The 17086-nt window shown below is 69.1% G+C and carries 13 protein-coding genes; 7 read left to right on the plus strand and 6 right to left on the minus strand.

What is annotated here, in order from left to right; genetic code table 11:
* A partial coding sequence (locus E8A12_RS11505; RefSeq protein ID WP_293368778.1) for a TerB family tellurite resistance protein occupies positions 1-448 on the minus strand: 448 nt, incomplete at its 3' end.
* A 59-nt stretch (positions 449-507) separates the two neighbouring features.
* Between E8A12_RS11505 and E8A12_RS11510 the strand changes: the two genes are divergently transcribed.
* Entirely contained in the window at positions 508-4155 is a 3648-nt protein-coding gene (locus E8A12_RS11510; RefSeq protein WP_293368780.1) for a hydantoinase B/oxoprolinase family protein, read from the plus strand.
* A 28-nt stretch (positions 4156-4183) separates the two neighbouring features.
* The gene (locus E8A12_RS11515; protein WP_293368782.1) at positions 4184-4879 is read left to right on the plus strand and encodes a hypothetical protein; all 696 of its coding nucleotides are present in this window, start codon (positions 4184-4186) and stop codon (positions 4877-4879) included.
* A 91-nt stretch (positions 4880-4970) separates the two neighbouring features.
* Here the strand turns inward: E8A12_RS11515 and E8A12_RS11520 are convergent, their stop codons facing one another.
* Positions 4971-5522, minus strand: a complete 552-nt coding sequence (locus E8A12_RS11520) for a MarR family transcriptional regulator (protein WP_293368784.1) — start codon at positions 5520-5522, stop codon at positions 4971-4973.
* A gap of 11 nt (positions 5523-5533) precedes the next feature.
* Here E8A12_RS11520 and E8A12_RS11525 point away from each other — a divergent pair, with 11 nt between their 5' ends.
* The 4 genes from E8A12_RS11525 to E8A12_RS11540 all read left to right on the plus strand — a co-directional run bounded on the left by E8A12_RS11525 (position 5534) and on the right by E8A12_RS11540 (position 10957).
* The gene (locus E8A12_RS11525; protein ID WP_293368786.1) at positions 5534-6664 is read left to right on the plus strand and encodes a hypothetical protein; all 1131 of its coding nucleotides are present in this window, start codon (positions 5534-5536) and stop codon (positions 6662-6664) included.
* A 10-nt stretch (positions 6665-6674) separates the two neighbouring features.
* On the plus strand, positions 6675-7574 hold the full coding sequence (locus tag E8A12_RS11530; protein WP_293368788.1) for an NAD(P)-dependent oxidoreductase: 900 nt from the start codon (positions 6675-6677) through the stop codon (positions 7572-7574).
* A gap of 21 nt (positions 7575-7595) precedes the next feature.
* Complete coding sequence (locus E8A12_RS11535; RefSeq protein ID WP_293368790.1) at positions 7596-8444, plus strand: enoyl-CoA hydratase/isomerase family protein; 849 nt, start codon at positions 7596-7598, stop codon at positions 8442-8444.
* A gap of 308 nt (positions 8445-8752) precedes the next feature.
* The gene (locus tag E8A12_RS11540) at positions 8753-10957 is read left to right on the plus strand and encodes a TonB-dependent receptor (protein ID WP_293368792.1); all 2205 of its coding nucleotides are present in this window, start codon (positions 8753-8755) and stop codon (positions 10955-10957) included.
* On the opposite strand, the gene E8A12_RS11545 is transcribed toward E8A12_RS11540, so the two are convergent.
* The 3 genes from E8A12_RS11545 to E8A12_RS11555 form a co-directional block, all read right to left on the minus strand.
* Positions 10948-12120 carry a pyridoxal phosphate-dependent aminotransferase gene (locus E8A12_RS11545; RefSeq protein WP_293368794.1) on the minus strand — a complete coding sequence of 391 codons (1173 nt, stop codon included), beginning with the start codon at positions 12118-12120 and terminating at the stop codon, positions 10948-10950. The genes E8A12_RS11540 and E8A12_RS11545 overlap by 10 nt on opposite strands.
* Before the next feature lie 52 nt (positions 12121-12172).
* Positions 12173-12811 (minus strand): glutathione S-transferase family protein, encoded by a 639-nt coding sequence (locus E8A12_RS11550; protein WP_293368796.1) that lies wholly within the window; start codon positions 12809-12811, stop codon positions 12173-12175.
* A gap of 116 nt (positions 12812-12927) precedes the next feature.
* A complete protein-coding gene (locus E8A12_RS11555) occupies positions 12928-14355 on the minus strand; it encodes a PhoPQ-activated protein PqaA family protein (protein WP_293368798.1) in 1428 nt (475 codons plus the stop codon).
* Positions 14356-14477: 122 nt separating this feature from the next.
* On the opposite strand from E8A12_RS11555, the gene E8A12_RS11560 reads away from it, so the two are divergent.
* On the plus strand, positions 14478-16106 hold the full coding sequence (locus E8A12_RS11560; RefSeq protein WP_293368800.1) for a carboxylesterase family protein: 1629 nt from the start codon (positions 14478-14480) through the stop codon (positions 16104-16106).
* A gap of 167 nt (positions 16107-16273) precedes the next feature.
* Here the strand turns inward: E8A12_RS11560 and E8A12_RS11565 are convergent, their stop codons facing one another.
* Complete coding sequence (locus E8A12_RS11565; RefSeq protein WP_293368802.1) at positions 16274-17056, minus strand: acyl-CoA thioesterase domain-containing protein; 783 nt, start codon at positions 17054-17056, stop codon at positions 16274-16276.
* Positions 17057-17086: the final 30 nt, after the last annotated feature.

Raw genomic sequence — 17086 nt, forward strand, 5'->3', positions numbered from 1 at the left:
CCTTCAGGCGTCGGAACACCAGCGGGCTCTGGCCAAACAGCTCGGACACCCGTTGCAGGTAGGCGAGCTCGTCGGAGGTCACCACACCGTCGGAGGCGGCGATGAAGAACAGGCCGTCCACCACGTCCTCCAAGAGCTGCGGACAGGCGTGGTAGCGCTTTTGCAGCCGGCGCGCGTAGCCCTCGAACCCGCGCGTGGTCTGCCGCGCCAGCTGATAGAGCCTGCGGACATTGCCCTCGCTGCCGGCGTCGGGATGGAACACTTCCGAAAAGGCTGCATATTCCGACGCCTGAGCGTCGCCGTCAGCCTTGGCCAGCTTGGCGCCCAGCGCGGTCACCGCCGTCGAGAACGCGGGGTCCTCGCCGGGAAGCCCCGGAGGGCAGACGTCGCACTCGGCCTCGTCGAGGTTGCGAGCGGCCAGGCCAGCTATCTTGCGCCAGAAGCTCATTGGGATAAGCAGCCATACGAGTGTGGCGAGCTGAAAACAATCACAGGGCGGGTTAAGTTTTGGACACGTCCTGGCGCTTCTGGATCGATCGAGGCGGCACCTTCACCGACGTGATCGGCCGCGCGGCGAGCGGACCCGACGCCGGCGCCGAGATTTCGCTCAAGCTCCTGAGCGCCTCGCCGGCCTATCCCGACGCCGCCGTGGAAGCCATGCGCCGCATATTGGGCGCCGCGCCCGGCGCGCCCTTCCCTGCGGCGCGCGTGGAATCCATCAAGATGGGCACCACCGTCGCCACCAACGCGCTCTTGGAACGCGCCGGCGCCAAGACGCTGTTCGTCACCACGCAGGGCTTCGCCGACAGCGTGTTGATCGGCGACCAGGCGCGCCCCGACCTCTTCGCGCTCACGATCCAGCGCCCGCCGCCGCTCTATTCCGGCGTCATCGAGGCCGACGAGCGGCTGGACGCCCACGGCGGCGTGGTTCGGGCCCTCGACGCCGCTTCGCTCACCAAGAAGCTTAGATCCGCGCTCGTCCAAGGCTACGCCTCCGTCGCCATCGCCTTCCTGCACGCCGACCTGAACCCCACCCACGAGCGGGCGGCCGGCGAGATTGCGAAAGCTCTCGGCTTCCCATTCGTTGCGATGAGCCATGAGGTTTCGCCCCTGCCGCGGTTTATTCCGCGCGCCGAGACCACCATCGCCGACGCCTACCTGACGCCCATCCTGCAGGACTATGTCCGCCGCGTGGCCGATGCGGTCGCGGGCGCGCCCCTCTACTTCATGACCTCGGCCGGCGGCCTGGTCCGCGCCGAAGCCTTCCGCGGCAAGGACGCGGTGGTGTCCGGTCCGGCCGGCGGCGTGGTTGGGGTCGCCCGCACAGCGGCCCAGGCGCAGGCGCGCGCCGTGCTCGGCTTCGACATGGGCGGCACCTCCACAGACGTCTGCCGCTACGCCGGCCACCTCGAACGCCGTGACACCGCCCAGGTGGCCGGCGCCAAGATCCGCTCCCCCATGCTCGACGTGGAGACCGTGGCCGCCGGCGGCGGCTCGATCCTGACCTTCGACGGCATGCGCGCCCGCGCAGGTCCAGCCAGCGCCGGCGCCGATCCCGGCCCGGCGGCCTACGGACGCGGCGGCCCGGCCACGGTCACTGACGCCAACCTGGTTCTGGGCCGCCTCGACCCGCGCTTCTTCCCCTCGGTGTTCGGGCCGAAGGGCGACGCCCCGCTCGACCCTGACGCCGCCCGCGCCCGCCTGGCCAAGCTTGCGGACGCCATGGGCGCCGAGAGCGTCGAGGCCGCCGCCGAGGGCTTTGTGGCCGTGGCCGTCGAGCAGATGGCCCAGGCTGTGCGCCGCATCTCCACCGAGCGGGGCTTCGACCCGCGCGACCACGCGCTCACCGCCTTCGGCGGCGCCGCCGGCCAGGTCGCCTGCCAGACCGCCGAGGCCCTTGGCGTCGAAGAGATCCTCTGCCCGAAATACGGCAGCGTGCTCTCCGCCTGGGGGATCGGCCAAGCCCAGGTCACGGCGCTGCGCCAGTCCGGGCTCGAGGTCCCGCTGAACGCCCACGGCCTGTTCGCCGCCGACCTCGTCCTCACCAAGGTTGAGGCCCAGGCCCGCGAGGCCATGGCCGACCAGGGCGCGGAAACCGGCGAGGTCCGCCGCACGATGCGCCTGCGCTACGATGGCGCCGACGCCCAGCTGCCGGTCCCCTACTGCGAGCTCCCCGAAGCCAAGGCCGCCTTCGAAGCCGCCCACCATCGCCTGTTCGGCTTCATCGAGCCCGGGCGGACGATCCTGATCGCCGCGGTGGAGGCGGAGGCTCAAACCCCTTCTCCCTCGGGAGAAGGTGTCGGCCGACGGCTGACGGATGAGGGCGCACCCTCCGCCCTCGGCGAAACCCCTCATCCGACCCGCCCTGCGGGCCACCTTCTCCCGAAGGAGAAGGGCGCGGTGAAGATGTTCGCCCACGGCGCCTGGCACGACGCGCCGGTGATCGCCGCCGACGCCTTCACCACCCTTGACGGCCCCGCCCTCATCGTCCGCGCCGACACCCAGATCGCCGTCACCCCCGGCTGGCGCGCCACCGCCCACGCCGGCGGCTTGATCACCCTCGCCCGCACCGGCGTCGCGCGCAGCCACGCCATCGCCCTCGACAAGCCCGATCCGGTGACCCTGGAGCTGTTCAACCGCCGATTCATGGGCGTGGCCGAGGCCATGGGCGCGGCGCTGGAGCGCACGGCCCACTCGGTGAACATCAAGGAGCGGCTCGACTTCTCCTGCGCCCTGTTCGACGCCGACGGCGGTCTGGTGGCCAACGCGCCCCACATGCCGGTGCACCTGGGGAGCATGGGCGCCAGCGTGCGCGCCGTGCGCGACCGCCACCCGACCTTGCATCCCGGCGAGGCCTTCGCGCTGAACAACCCCTACGCCGGCGGCACCCACCTGCCGGACATCACCGTGGTGATGCCGGTGTTCATGGACGGCGGCGAGCAGCCGTCGTTCTACGTCGCCGCCCGTGGCCACCACGCCGACATCGGCGGCGTGCAACCGGGCTCCATGCCGCCGTTCTCGAAGACCATCGACGAGGAGGGCGTCATGCTGGACGCCGTGCCGATCATGGTCGAGGGCCGTTTCCTGGACGCGGAGACCCGCGCGGTTCTGCTCTCGGGCCGCTGGCCCGCCCGCAATCCCGACACCAACCTGGCCGACCTCAAGGCCCAGATCGCCGCCTGCCAGGCCGGCGCCGGCGCCGTCTCGGAGATGATCCGCACCTATGGCGCCCAGGCCGTCGCCCGCTACATGACCTTCGTGCAGCGCAACGCCGCCGCCGCGGTGCGACGCGCGGTCGGAAAGCTTTCGGACGGCTTCGCGCGCGTGCCCGTGGACGGGGGGGGCGAGATCGTGGTCACGACCACCGTCAACGCGGCGGCCGGCGAGGCGACCCTCGACTTCAGCGCCTCCGCCGACCAGGTCCCCACCAACTTCAACGGCCCCTCGGCCATCGTCGACGCCGCGGCGCTCTACGTCTTCCGCACCCTGGTGGACGACGACATCCCGCTGAATTCCGGCTGCCTGGAGCCGCTGAACATCCTGACCCGGCCGGGCTCGATGCTCGACCCGCGTCCGCCCGCCGCCGTGGTGGCCGGCAATGTCGAGACCAGCCAGCACGTCGTCGACGCCCTCTATGCGGCGCTGGGCGTCATGGCCAATTCGCTGGGCACCATGAGCAACTTCACCTTCGGCGACGACACCCGCCAGTATTACGAGACCATCTGCGGCGGCTCCGGCGCGACCGCGCATGCCCCCGGGGCCAGCGCCGTCCACACCCACATGACCAATTCGCGGCTCACGGACCCCGAGATCCTGGAGCGTCGCTTCCCGGTGCGGGTCGAGAGCTTCGGCGTGCGCCACGGCTCCGGCGGCGCAGGCGCGCAGCGTGGCGGCGACGGCTCGGTGCGGCGCATCCGCTTCCTGGCGGCCATGGAGGCGGCCCTGCTCTCGTCCCGCCGCGAGCATGCGCCGCAGGGGCTGAAGGGCGGCGGCCCCGCCTTGCCGGGCGCTCAGCGTTTGATCGCCGCCTCTGGGACCGTTACAGACCTACCCGGCTGTTTCGCCATCGAGGTCGCTGTCGGCGACATCATCGAGATCGAGACCCCCGGCGGCGGCGGCTTCGGTCCCCCTGGCGCCGACACGGCCCGAAAATAGTTGGAATCAACAGGGTATCCCCGCGTCCATGCCTGCTCCCATCGCCCTCGCCCTCGTCCTCTTCCTGCAGGGCCAGCCTGCCGCCGAGGCCGCAGCGCCCCCGCCGGCCGAGGCCGCCGCACCGCCCGCTGACGCAGCAACGCCGCCAGAGGATCGCCTCCCGGCCGGGGCGCCCCGCGACGACTATCAGTTCGTGGGCTGGTGCTATGGCCTGTTGCGCGGCTACCTCGACCTGCACGACCGGGTCATGCCCGAGGTCACCCGCATCGAGAGCACCTACCGTCCGCCGGACCGCAAGCTCTCCGACGATCTCAAGGTCTACGCCGATATGCAGAAGGAGGGGCAGGCGCAGCTGAAGCTCTTCCGCGCCGCCCTGACCGCCGCCGAAAAGGCCAGCCTCAAGCCGATCAACACCGTCGGCGCCGCCGCCGTCAGCAAGGGCGCCGACGTCTGGAACGTGACCCCCGACGTCACCCCCGCGCGCCTGGCCCAGGAGTGGATGAGCTGGGCCCTGCCAGCCCGCTGCGAGACCGTCGCCAAGTCGCTGAAGGCCAACGCCACCCTGATGGGCGGCGCCTTCAAGGTGAACGACGAGCCCGCCGCCCCGCCGCCCGCCGCCGAAGCCGCGCCCGCGCCCGACGCGCCGGCGGCGGATACCCCGAAGGACCCGGTCAGCGTGCTGCTCGCTCCGCCCGCCGCCCCGGCGCCGCCCTCGCCGAACTAACACCTCGTCCACAGATCCCGGCGAGCGCGGTGCCCAGGGCCATCGCGCTCAGGTCCCGAGACGGATGAGGCGCGGGGTGGACTTCGCGGCCTCACGGGACATTGGAACGGGGGCTGGCGGCCGCGGCCGCCTCGAAGTCGACGATCGCGGTGGAAAACCGCCGGAGAAGGTCGAGCAGCGTGGCCCTCTCCTCCGGCGTCCAATCGCCAAGGCGCTTGTCCGTGAACCTGCGCCGCGCGTCGGCGAATCGACCCAGCATCGCCCAGCCGTTCGGCGAGGGTTCAAGCAGCCTGACGCGCTGGTCGCCCTTCGCGGTCTGCCTCTGCACCAGACCCAATGCCTCGAGCTTGGCCGACTGGCGACTGACCGTGGAGTGATTGCGGCCAACAAGGCTCGCCAGCTCGACCACGCTGATCGGATGAAGAAGTCCGATCCTGGTCAGCAATGGGAACAGCGCCCGGTCCAGTTTCACGCCGGCGCGCGCCAGGAAGGCCTGGTCGAGATCGGGACGGTTCATGTAGCCGTTGATCTGCAGCAGAACGGCGTGGATATCGTCTGACCAATCACCCATCCGTGCATTATGCACAAATATTATTGCCAGGCGCAATCTGTCCGGGCTATGGATCTCCCGTGCATTACGCACGGAGATAGGTGATGAAGCCTTCGCGTTGGATTCAGCTCGTGGGCGGTGCGGCGGGGGCGATGGCGGTGGGCTCAGCCGCCTACGCCCAGCCGGCGACGTCGGACGATCAGAAGCTCCATCTGGCCACCTCTCCCGCCGACTTCGCAGCCCTGGGCCTCGGCCAAACGGTCGCCGTGCGGGAAGACGGCCGGCGCACCCGGAGTTCCGCCGACACCTTCGAGTGGTGGTATTTCGACGGCCTGCTGGACGATGGGAGCGTCGTGGTGGTCTGGTTCGGCGACAACTGGATGTACGGATCGCACAAGCGGGCCGTGGACATCGAGCTGACCCCGCCAGGCAAGCCGACCCGCCGCGTGATGCGGACCTTCGCCGCGCCGGGGTCTTTCGCGACCGACCATGCGGACATCCAGATCGGGCCCCACAGCTTCAAGGGCGATCTCGAGACCTATTCCATCCATGTGGATCCGTCCGAGACCGGCGGCGTGGGGTGCGATCTGACGCTACGCCGGCGCGTCGCCTCCTACCGGCCCGCGACCGGCTATATCGAAGCCGGGACGCGGTACTTCGCCTGGCTCGTCGCCGTGCCGGAGGGGGCGATCACCGGAACGCTGACCGCCGACGGCGCGACCCGGCAGGTCACCGGCAGCGGCTACCACGACCACAACTGGGGCAACGTCTCGCCCGCCAAGTTGTTCGACGACTGGTGGTGGGGACGCGGCCGCAGCGGCGGACACACGATCATCGCCTCGGAAATCCACGGCAAGGCCGCGGTTGGCGGCGCGAGCATCCCGCTCTTCTTCGTCGGCGACGACACCCAGGTCGAGGTCGACGCCTTCGGATCCGACGTGACGGTGACCGAAGGCGGTCCGGTGCGCCACCCGGACGCTCGCCATCAGCGCCCGATCGGGTCGGGCGTCTCGTTCGCGACGGCAAACGGGAGCCAGGCCGAATTCAAGATCTCCGACCACCTTCTGACCTCCGCCAACCTGCTCGCCGACGAGCCCTTCGCCGTTCGAATCGCGGCGTCGGCGATGTCGATGAAGCCTTGGTACACCCGCTTCGAAAGCCCCATCACCTTGAGCCTGCCGGGTACGTCGGCATCGGCAGGACAGGGCACGCTCGAATACTTCGAACTCAAATAGGCCGCGTGAAATGACAACCTCTTCCCCCGACAAGACGTCCGTCGCCTTTCTCGGGCTGGGCAAGATGGGCCTCGCCATGGCCACGAACCTGCAGCGCGCGGGCTATCCGCTGGTGGTCTGGAACCGATCGCCCGAAAAGGCTGGGCGGTTGCTTGCGGGCGGCGCCGCATTCGCAGAATCGCCTGCCGCCGCCGCGCAGTCCGCCGACATCTTGATCTCAAGCCTGGCCGACGACGGCTCGTTGCGGGCTGTCGTGGCCGGGCCGGACGGCATCCTCGCGGGATTGCGGCCCGGCGCCACCCACATCGGCACAAGCACCGTCTCACCCAGCCTCTCGGACGAGCTCGCCGACCTGCACACCGCGGCGGGCGGCCGCTACGTCGCCGGACCCGTCGTGGGCCGCGTGCCGGCCGCCGAAGCGGCCCAGCTCGTCACCTTCGTCGCCGGCGACGCCGGGGCGATCGAGGCCGTGAGGCCTGTGATCACCACCTATGCGCCGATGATGCTGGTCGTCGGCGAACAGCAGAGCCAGGCCGCCATCGCCAAGCTGATCGCCAACTTCCTCGGCGCTTCGGGAATGGACCTGATCGGCCAGGCTCTGGCCTGGGGGGAGAAGTCCGGCCTGCCGCCGGGCCTGGTCCCGCAGATGCTGAGCGGATTCTTCGGCAACCCGGGGACCCGCGAGTATATCGACAAGATCCGCGAGCGGGATTTCGACAACGTCGGCTTCACCGCCGCCGGGGGACGCAAGGACGTCCAGCTGATGATCGACGCAGCCCGGGCGGTGCGCTTGCGGCTGTCGAGCGCCGAGGCGCTGCGCGCCAAGCTGGACGTTGTGATCGCGCGCGGCGCACAGGACCAGGACTGGAGCTGCTTCACCGAAGTGGATCGCGGTCCGACGCAAACCTAGAGCCCCCAAGGGAGTCCAGCCATGTCGCTCGTCCCATTCGTCCCGACACCGAAATTCGAGGACTACCGGGAGCAGTTCAAGGATCACTTCCGGCTGGAGCGGCGCGCCGACGGCGTCCTGCTGGCCCAGGCCCACACCCTGGGCGGCTCCGTCCAGCTCAGCGTCGAGAACCACCGCGCGCTTGGACAGCTCTTCAAGACGATTGGCGCCGATCCGCAGAACGAACTGCTGATCCTCACCGGCTCGGGCGAGCACTTCTTGGCCGCCCTCGACCCGGAAGGGTTCGCCCTCGAGCGCGAGGACCTGCAGAACTGGGCCTATGAATACGCCTACAAGGACGGCCGCATAAACGTCAGCGCGCTGATCAATGACCTTGAGATCCCGACCATCGGGGTGATCAACGGCCACGCCTCCCACGCCGAAATCTGCCTGATGTGCGACCTCACGCTCTGCGCCGAGGAGGCGGTGATCTTCGATCCGCACTTCAACATGGGCTCGGTTCCGGGCGACGGCATCCACAGCTGCCTGCAGGAGTTGCTGGGCGTGAAGCGGGCGGCCTACGCCCTCCTGACCGGCCAGCAGATCGATGCCGCGACCGCCCTCGACTGGGGCCTGGTCAACGAGGTGTTGCCGCGCGACCGTCTGCTCGATCGGGCCTGGAAGCTGGCCGACCACATCATGAGCCAGCCGCGGGTCACGCGGCGCCTCACCACCCAGATCATCCGGCGGCCGTGGAAGCGGCGGATCACCGACGACCTGGACGGCGGCTTCGGCATCCAGATGTTCGCCCACCTGGCCAAGAACCAGGCGATCCACGACGCCGATCACGCCGGAGCCGCGGTCGCCGCGTCGCGGAGAGTCTTCGAGTGAGGTCAGGTCGGGAGCGATGACTTGTCTGCTGCCGACGGCAGGCCGTCTCGGCCCATATCTGTTTGATAGCGGCTGTCTCACCGGTCGGACACTGGCCGTGGCAGCGGCGGCTTGCTGGCTTGAAGAGCCGGTGGGCCGCTGCCCCGCTCTCGCTCAGACGGGCGGAGGCATGTGTAACCTCCCGTAACGTCCCCGGAACCGTAAGAAACTTGGCGCGGCGCGCGGAGCGTGGCGCCTAGCGCTTCCTCCGAACCCGCGGCTCGTGCTGCGAGTGGCGCCTTCTCGTGTTCCGACTGGACTGCCGCGCGATGCGCCTTCCGAACCGCCCGACAGTCCTGAGCCTCCTGGCCGGCGTTGCGGCCGTGGCCCTGGCGTCCGCCGCGGTCGCCCAGACTGAGCCCGGCGCGCCGCCGGCCGCCAAACCCGCCGCGCCGAAGGCCCCCGCCAAGCCGGGCCCGCCCGCAGTGGTCAGCGAGATCGTCGTCACCGCCGCCTCGCACCTCAACCTGATCGGCGTCGCCGCGACCGCGAGCCAGGGCTCGATCACCGAGGAGGAGCTGCAGCTGCGCCCGGTCTACCGCGTCGGCCAGCTGCTGGAGACGACGCCTGGCCTGGTGGTCACCGTCCACTCCGGCGAGGGCAAGGCCCAGCAGTACCTGCTGCGCGGCTTCAACCTCGACCACGGCACCGACATCGCCAACTTCGTCGACGACATGCCGGTGAACCGCTCCACCAACACCCACGGCCAGGGCTATTCGGACTCGAATTTCATGATGCCCGAGGTCTTCAACGGCCTCGACTACACCAAGGGTCCCTATTACGCCGCGGTCGGCGACTTCGGGGCGGTGGCCTCCACCCACGTGAAGATGGCCGACGAGATCCCCAACCAGATGTCGCTCAGCGCCGGCACGCTCGGCGTCTACAACGGGTTCATCGGCGGGACCTATAGGATCGACGACACCGACCGGCTGATGGGCGGCGTCTATCTCGGCCACGTGGACGGCCCGTTCACCCACCCGGACAACTTCCGCAAGATCGACGGCGTCATCCGCTACAGCCACGGCGAGACGGACGACGGCTACGACCTGACGGCGATGTACTACAAGGGCCAGGGCAACCTCACGACCGACCAGCCGCTGCGCGCCATCCAGGAGGGCCTGATCGGCCGCTACGGCACGCTGGATCCCTCCGACGGCAGCTTCTCGGAACGCTTCAGCCTCTCCGGCCACTTCGCCGCCAAGGGCGACGACTGGCGCTTCGTGGCCAGCGCCTACGCCATCCGCTGGCGGATGTACCTCTACAACGACTTCACCCACTTCCTCGAAGATCCGGTGAACGGCGACCAGGAGAAACAGGACGAGGCCCGAACCACGCTCGGCGGCCAGGCGGCGATCCACTATCTGAGGGACTTCGGCGACATCACCACCGACACCGTCGCGGGCCTGCAGTTGCGCTACGACGACGCCTACGTCGACCGCCGCCACACCGTGCAACGCACGGTCCTGGACTACTGCGAGATCGCACAGCCCGAAGGCCCGGCGACCCCGCAGCCCGCGGTGGATGGCGCCTGCAACGCCGACCGCGTCCACCTCTTGGACCTCGGCCCCTATGTCGAGAGCACGATCCGCTGGACGCCCTGGCTCAGGACCATCGTCGGCCTGCGCGAGGAATATTACCACGCCACCGACCAAAGCTTCGTCACCGGCTTCTCAGGCTCTGGCAGCCAGACCCTGTTCCAGCCCAAGGCCAGCCTGGTGCTGGGTCCCTGGGAGAAGACCGAGCTCTACCTCAGCGCCGGCCGCGGCTTCCATTCCGACGACGTGCGCGGCGTCTTCGGCACGGTGCCCATCGAGGGCGAGCCAGTGGGCGCTGGCCGCACGCCGTTCCTGGCGCCGGCCATTGGCGAAGAGGTCGGCCTGCGCACCAACATCATCCCCAAGGTCGCCCTGCAGCTCTCGGTCTTCCAGGAAACCTTCCAGTCCGAGCTGGCCTATGACGCCGACGTCGGCCAGGACACGGCCAGCGCGCCCAGCCGCCGCCAGGGCGTCGAGTTCTCCGGCCAGTACAAGCCGCTTCCCTGGCTGGAACTGAACACCGACCTGGCCTTCTCCAAGGCCCGCTACACCGGCGACTTCGCCACCTTCGGCCTGGTACAGCCGTTCATCGCCAATGCGCCGAGCTTCATCGGCTCCTTCGGGGTGATCGTCGACGACCTCGGCCCGTGGTTCGGCGGCCTGCAATGGCGCGCGCTCGGCAAATACCCGATCAACGACGGCGAGGAATTCCCGCAGGACAAGGGCTACTCCGAGTTCAACGCCGACATCGGCTACAAGGTGAACCCGCACCTGCGCCTGCAGATGAGCGTCTTCAACCTGACCAACACCAAGGCGGACTCGGCGGCCTATTTCTACACCACCCGCCTGAAGGGCGAGCCCGCAGACGGCATCCCCGACGTCCAGGTCCACCCGCTCGAGCCGATCTCCGTGGTCTTCAAGGCCACAGCCTATTTCTGACGCGCGGCCAGATACCCCGCCAGCCGCTCCAGGCCCGCCGCGTTGGTCTCCGGCCTGTTGGCGAAGCACCAACGCAGCCAGCCCTGGCCTTCCGGCCCAAACGCCGAGCCGGGCGCCAGACCCACCGCGGCCTTGTCGATCAGGTCCTTGGCGAAGGCCACGGAATCGGTGACGCCCTCGACGCGGAAGAAGGCGTACATGCCGCCCTCGGGCTCCGGCGCGTCGACGCCCGGCATCTGGCGCAGCGCCCCGATCACCTGGTCCTTGACCACCGCCAGCTCGGTGCGCAGGTCAGCGATATGCGCCTCGCCCTCGTTCAGCGCGGCGATGGCGCCCGACTGAATGAAGTCTGGCGCGCAGGAGGTGTTGTACTCGATCACCACCCCCATGGAATTGACCAGGCTCTTCGGCAGCACCATCCAGCCCATCCGCCAGCCGGTCATCCGCCAGGCCTTGGAGAAGGTGTTGGTGGAGATCACCCGCTCGTCCTCATCAGCCAGCGGCAGGAACGACGGCGCCGACTTGCCCGGCCCAAAGATCAGCCGCTCGTAGGGGTCGTCGGTGATCAGCCAGATGCCGTATTCGCGGCACCGCGCCAGGATCGCCGCGCGGTCCTGCGCCGGCAGGGTCCAGCCGGTGGGATTGTTCGGCGAGTTGAGGAACAGGACCCTGGTGTCGGGCGTGAGTGCGTCCATCAGCTTGTCGAGGTCGAGCCGCCAGCGGCCCTGGGCGGGGTCCAGCGACACCGTCTCCATCCGTGCCGAAAGGATGCGCGGGATCTCCACGATGTTGGGCCAGGCCGGCGTCGTCACCACCACCTTGTCGCCGGGCGAGACCACCGCCTGGCTGACCAGCATCAGGGCGTTGACGCCGGCGCTGGTGATGCCCAGCCGCTCGAAGGCGATCGGCTGGTCATGCAGCCGGCTGAGATAGGCCGACAGCGCTTCGCGCAGGTCCGGCCGCCCCAGGTTGTGGGTATAGAAGGTCTCGCCGTCCATCAGCGCCTTGGCGGTCGCCTCGCGAATGAAGGCCGGCGTCGGCTGGTCGCTTTCGCCGACCCAGAACTTCAGCACGTCCTTGCGCGCCATGCCGACATTGGCCACCTCGCGGATCTGCGACGTGCGAAGCGCGAGGACATCGGGGCGGGCGGTGGGGGAGAACATGGGCCCGTCCTAGCGGGCCTGGACGCGCCGAACAATCTCGGGCTCGCGTACCTCAGTTTTCACCGGGCATCGTCAGCTTGTAGGGCTGGCGGATTTCCTTGAACGCCGGCAGCGCCTCGCAGGTCGCTGCGTGGGCCTTCAGCGCCGGCCAGCGGTCCCAGTCGAACTCGGCGGCCAGCGGATCCGACACGAAGCCGATCATGGTCGTCAGCATGACGTCGGCGTGGCTGAGGCTGTCGTCGAACAGATAGCGGGTCGGGCGAACCTGCCGTTCGGCCTCCAGCAGGTCCAGGGTCTCACCGATCTGCAGCCGGCAGCGCTCGACCCACAGCGGAAAGGCCGCCTCGCGCAGCACCCGCTCATAGAGCAGGCTCACCGCCTTGTCGGCGACACCCGCGGCCATGGCAGCCAGGCGCAGGAGGTGGCGGCCGTCCTCGCCGTTGCGGGCCAGCACCGCGCGTTCCGGCCCCACCATGTCATCGACCACCGCCAGAATCGCCGCAGAGTCCGTGAACACCGTGCGGTCGTCCGTCACCAGGGTCGGCACCCGGCGCAGCGGGTTGAACTTGGCGATCCTCTCGGCGTCGCCGAACGTCGACCAGGGCTGGTGCTCGAAGTCGAGCCCATAGGTCCTGAGCGCAATCCCCACCCGCCGCACGAATGGCGAGTCATACTGCCCGATCAGCATCATGCCGCGGCTCCCCGAAGTCCTGGGGAGGAGATAGTTGCGCCGGGCCGCCGGATGAAGCCCCCATCGGCCCGAGCCGCTGAAGACCTTCAGATCGACCGATGTTGAGGCGCCGCCGCCTACTTCCCGTCCGGCGCGGTGATCGGGCGGGCGTCCTTCCACTTGTAGGGCAAGGTGTCGGGGATCACCGAGACCTCGGTGGTGAACTTGAACGGATAGGCCGCGCCGCTGGGATAGGTCAGTTCGACAAAATAGGCGGTCCAGCCCATGGGCGGCTTCTCGACCTTGCCCACCCAGGTCCCGTCGGACTGTTGGGTCAGCACTGTCGAGGTGAAGGACTTGCCGATCGTGTCGACGCGGAAGTCGCGGGCCTTGGGGTCGGTCCCCTGCCACAGGCGCACCTCGGTGGGCTTCACCGCCGACTTGACCACGATCGCCCCGTCCGGCCGCACCACCCAGGAATAGTTGGGGATCGGCCGCTGATTCAGCACCGCGTCGTAGAAGGCAGTCATGCTCTCGTTGATGTCGGTGCCCGCCGTCGAGTGCTTCGAATTGGGGATCATCCGCAGCCGTTTCACCTGGGGCAGCAGGTGATAGGAAAACTTCGTATTGTCCGGCGGGAAGTACTCATCGCCCACCGCGTTGATGATGTACTTCGGCATCTTCATCGCAGGGCGGTCGCGGTAGTTCAGCGGGTCCTCGATGCGGTTGACCTCGGAGAGGCCGGGCGAGCCGATCATCTCCGGGATCAGGTGGTTCTCGACGTAGTCCTTCAGCGCCGGCGAGAAATAGCCCATCGCCTCCCAGTGGTGCTTGGCAGTCGCGTCCACGTCGAGCACGTTGATCACGATCGGGATGATCGCCACCACGCGCCGGTCGATGGCGCCCACCAGCCAGGTCACCCAGGCGCGCTTGGAGCCGCCGGAGACCACGAAGCCGTCGATCTTCAGCTTCCCGCCCGCGTCGCTCGCCAGGTACTGCTGGACCGCGGTCATCGCCTGGGTCCCGCTCTTGACCATCGGCAGGCGCACCAGGTCGAGGGGATTGCGGTCCTTGGCGAACTTCGCCTGCTGATAGGCGATGATCTCGTCCTCGACCCTGGGCTTGGGGTCCTCGGCGAAGCGCAGCGGCTGGTTCGGCACGTCGTCCAGCTCGGTGACCACAGAGCTCGTCTCCACTGCCATCTTGGCGAAGCGGTCGGTGGCCTTGGTCGGCGCGGCGTCGGTGTTGGCGCCGCCTGTGATGAACAGGAAGGCCTTGTCGCGGCTGGCCAGGTTTGTGGACAGCTTGTCCGGGACGATCACCGTCAGCCAGTGCTTCCACAACGGCTTGTCCACCTCTTTGGCGGTCAGCCAGGTCTGCGAGGTCAGCTCAAGCACCGCCCCGTGATAGCCCGGCCCCGAGACCGGGCCCACGACCTTCCAGGCGAAGGCCGGGTCGGGCTTGGCCACATAGGCGTCCAGCGCATTCTTCGGATTGGCCAGGACCGGCGCGCTCGCCAGGACACTGAGCGCCAGGGCGCCGCCGAGCAGCTTCATCAGACGCATGGATATCGAACCTCCCAATGGACCTTTGCCAGTCCTTGGGCGCACCATGGCACAGCCGCACGGGCGGCGTAAGAAATCAGGCCGGGGCGCGAAGACGCTCTGCCAAAGGGGCAGGAAAGACCATGAGCAACGACGTGAGCGCCTCGCGTCGCAGCGTCCTCGCGGGCGCCGCCGGCCTCGGCCTGAGCGCCTTTTCGGGCCGCGCCGGCGCCTATGTCGCCAGCGGCGTCACCCCAGTGGTGAAGACCACCAACGGGCCGGTCATCGGCCTGATGGAAGAGGGCGTCCCGACCTTCAAGGGCCTGCGCTACGGCGCCCCGCCGGTGGGCGCGCTGCGCTGGGCGCCGCCCGCGAAGCCCGCAAGCTGGACGGACCCAGCCGCGGCCATCGCCTTCGGGCCTGCGGCCATCCAGTACGCCTCCGGCGGCGGGGCGGCGCGCTATCCCGGCGCGGTGGGCCCGGCGCTGAACCAGTTGATGAACTCCGGCGAGGACGCCATCCGCCAGAGCGAGGACTGCCTGTTCCTCAATCTCTGGACGCCGGCCCTCGACCGCAAGGCCCGGCCGGTGATGGTCTGGTGGCACGGCGGCGGCTTCAACTACGGCAGCGGCAACTGGCCCGTCTATGACGGCCACAACCTGGCCAGGAACCACGACGTTGTGCTGGTCAGCGTCACCCACCGCTTGAACGCCTTGGGCTTTCTGGAGCTGGCCGACCTGGGCGGCGACCCCGCCTCCGGCAACGTCGGCATGCTCGACCTGACCGCGTCCCTGCAGTGGGTGAAGGACAACATCGCCAACTTCGGCGGCGACCCCGGCAACGTCACCGTCTTCGGCCAGTCCGGCGGCGGGGCGAAGGTGTCCACGAGCCTGGCCATGCCTTCGATGACCGGCCTGCGTCACAAGGGCATCGTGGAAAGCGGCGCGGCCCTGCGTTCGGCCGACAGGGCCTCAGCCACCGATCAGGCGCGCCAACTCATGAAAGTCCTGGAGGTCGCCGACCTTGCGGCGCTGCGCGCGGTCCCGCCCGGGGCGATCATCGCCGCGGCCAAGTCCCTGGGCGCAATCGGCGGGCGCTGGGGTCCGGTGATGGACGGCGTGGCGATCAAGGGCCATCCCTTCGACCCGGTCGCCAACCCGCTCGGCCGCGACATCCCCATAATGGTCGGCTGCACCGCCGACGAGCAGACCCTCTACAACGTCGGCTTCGACTCGTGGGGCAAGCAGACCGAGGCCCAGATGATCGAGCGCCTTCGGGCCCAGTATGGCCCGCTCACCGACAAGCTCGTCGCCGAGGCCAAGGCCAGGTACCCCGCCGACAACCCCAGCTACATGTACGTGGACGTCACCTCCAAGGCGACCTTCGTCTCCTCCGCCGCCCTGGCGGAGCGCAAGGCCGCCCAGCCGGCGCCCGTCTACATGTACGTATGGGAAGGCCGTACCGCTGTCGACGGCGGCATGATGCGCGCGCCTCACACCACCGAGATCCCCTTCGTCTTCGACAACGTGACGCTGGGACCGATGCTGCTGGGGACCGCGCCTGCGACGCTGGCGCTGGGCAAGCAGGCGAGCGCCGCCTGGACCGCCTTCGCCCGCCACGGCGACCCGAACGACCCGCGGTCGGGCCTGCCCCACTGGCCGCGCTACGAGCTCCAGGCGCGGGCCACCATGATGTTCAATTTCAAGAGCCGCATAGACAACGACCCCTATGCCGAATTCCGCAAGCTGATGCCGCCCTTGCGCCCGGCCTGAAACCGAACGCCGCTACCTTACGTAGAAGTACGATGTGACGCCTCGTCACGTTCACGACTCGGTAGCGTTGTCTGCAATCTGAAGTTGCCCGGCGGCTTTCCAACCACACGGCGGGCTTTGACGGGGCCGGCTCGACTGTTCGGGGCGGCCCCGTTCGATTCTGCGGCCTAGCTGCGCGCCATCCGCCGCTGCGCCAGGGCCGCGCAGGTCGCCGAGCCGATCGGGCCCTGCTCGTCGTAGAGGAAGCACTCGCCGATCGCCACGCCGTCGGTGGCGCCGTGGTTGACCACCTCATAGCCGATCCATTCGCCGGCCGGCTCGCGGTGCAGATAGACCGTCACGTCGGAGTTGATGAACTCCAGGCCGTTGTCGCCGGCGTTGGCGAAGGGGCTGGCGAAGTCCGCCGACACCGCCACGCGCACGAACGGCGTCAGCGCCCGGCCGTCCACCAGCTCGCGCACCTCGCTCATCCAGAGCCGCTTCTGGCCGACCGTCCCGAAGTCGCCGGCGATCCGGCGCGTGGCCCACATGCCCCCCATGCCCGAGCGCCCATCGGTAGGCGGCGGAATGTCAGCCGGCGCCGGCACGACCCACGGCTCCGGCTTCCAGACATTGCCCGCCGGGTTCTCGGTGCGCTTCAGGAGCTGGCAGGTTGCCCGCCCCGCGCTGACCCCGCCGGAGACGAACTCCGCGTCGATCACCTTGATGCGGTTGCCGGCGCGAACGACCTTGGTCGTCACCTCCACCGGCGACAGGTCCGGCAGGCGGTACATGTCCACCGTCAGCCGCGCCGGCATGAAGTCCGGGCTGCCGTGCAGCCGCTCGATCTCGGCGCCCAGCAGCCCCGCGATCACCCGCCCATGCAGCGAGTTCGGGTTCCACGGCCCCCTCGCCGCCGGCGTCGGGACGTAATGCGTCCCGTCGATTGTGAAGAAAGGTTCGTTGGCCATGGCCAAGCTGGGTAGAGGCCCGCCGCGCCG

Source organism: Phenylobacterium sp., from assembly GCF_004799395.1.
Taxonomy (GTDB): Bacteria; Pseudomonadota; Alphaproteobacteria; order Caulobacterales; family Caulobacteraceae; genus Phenylobacterium.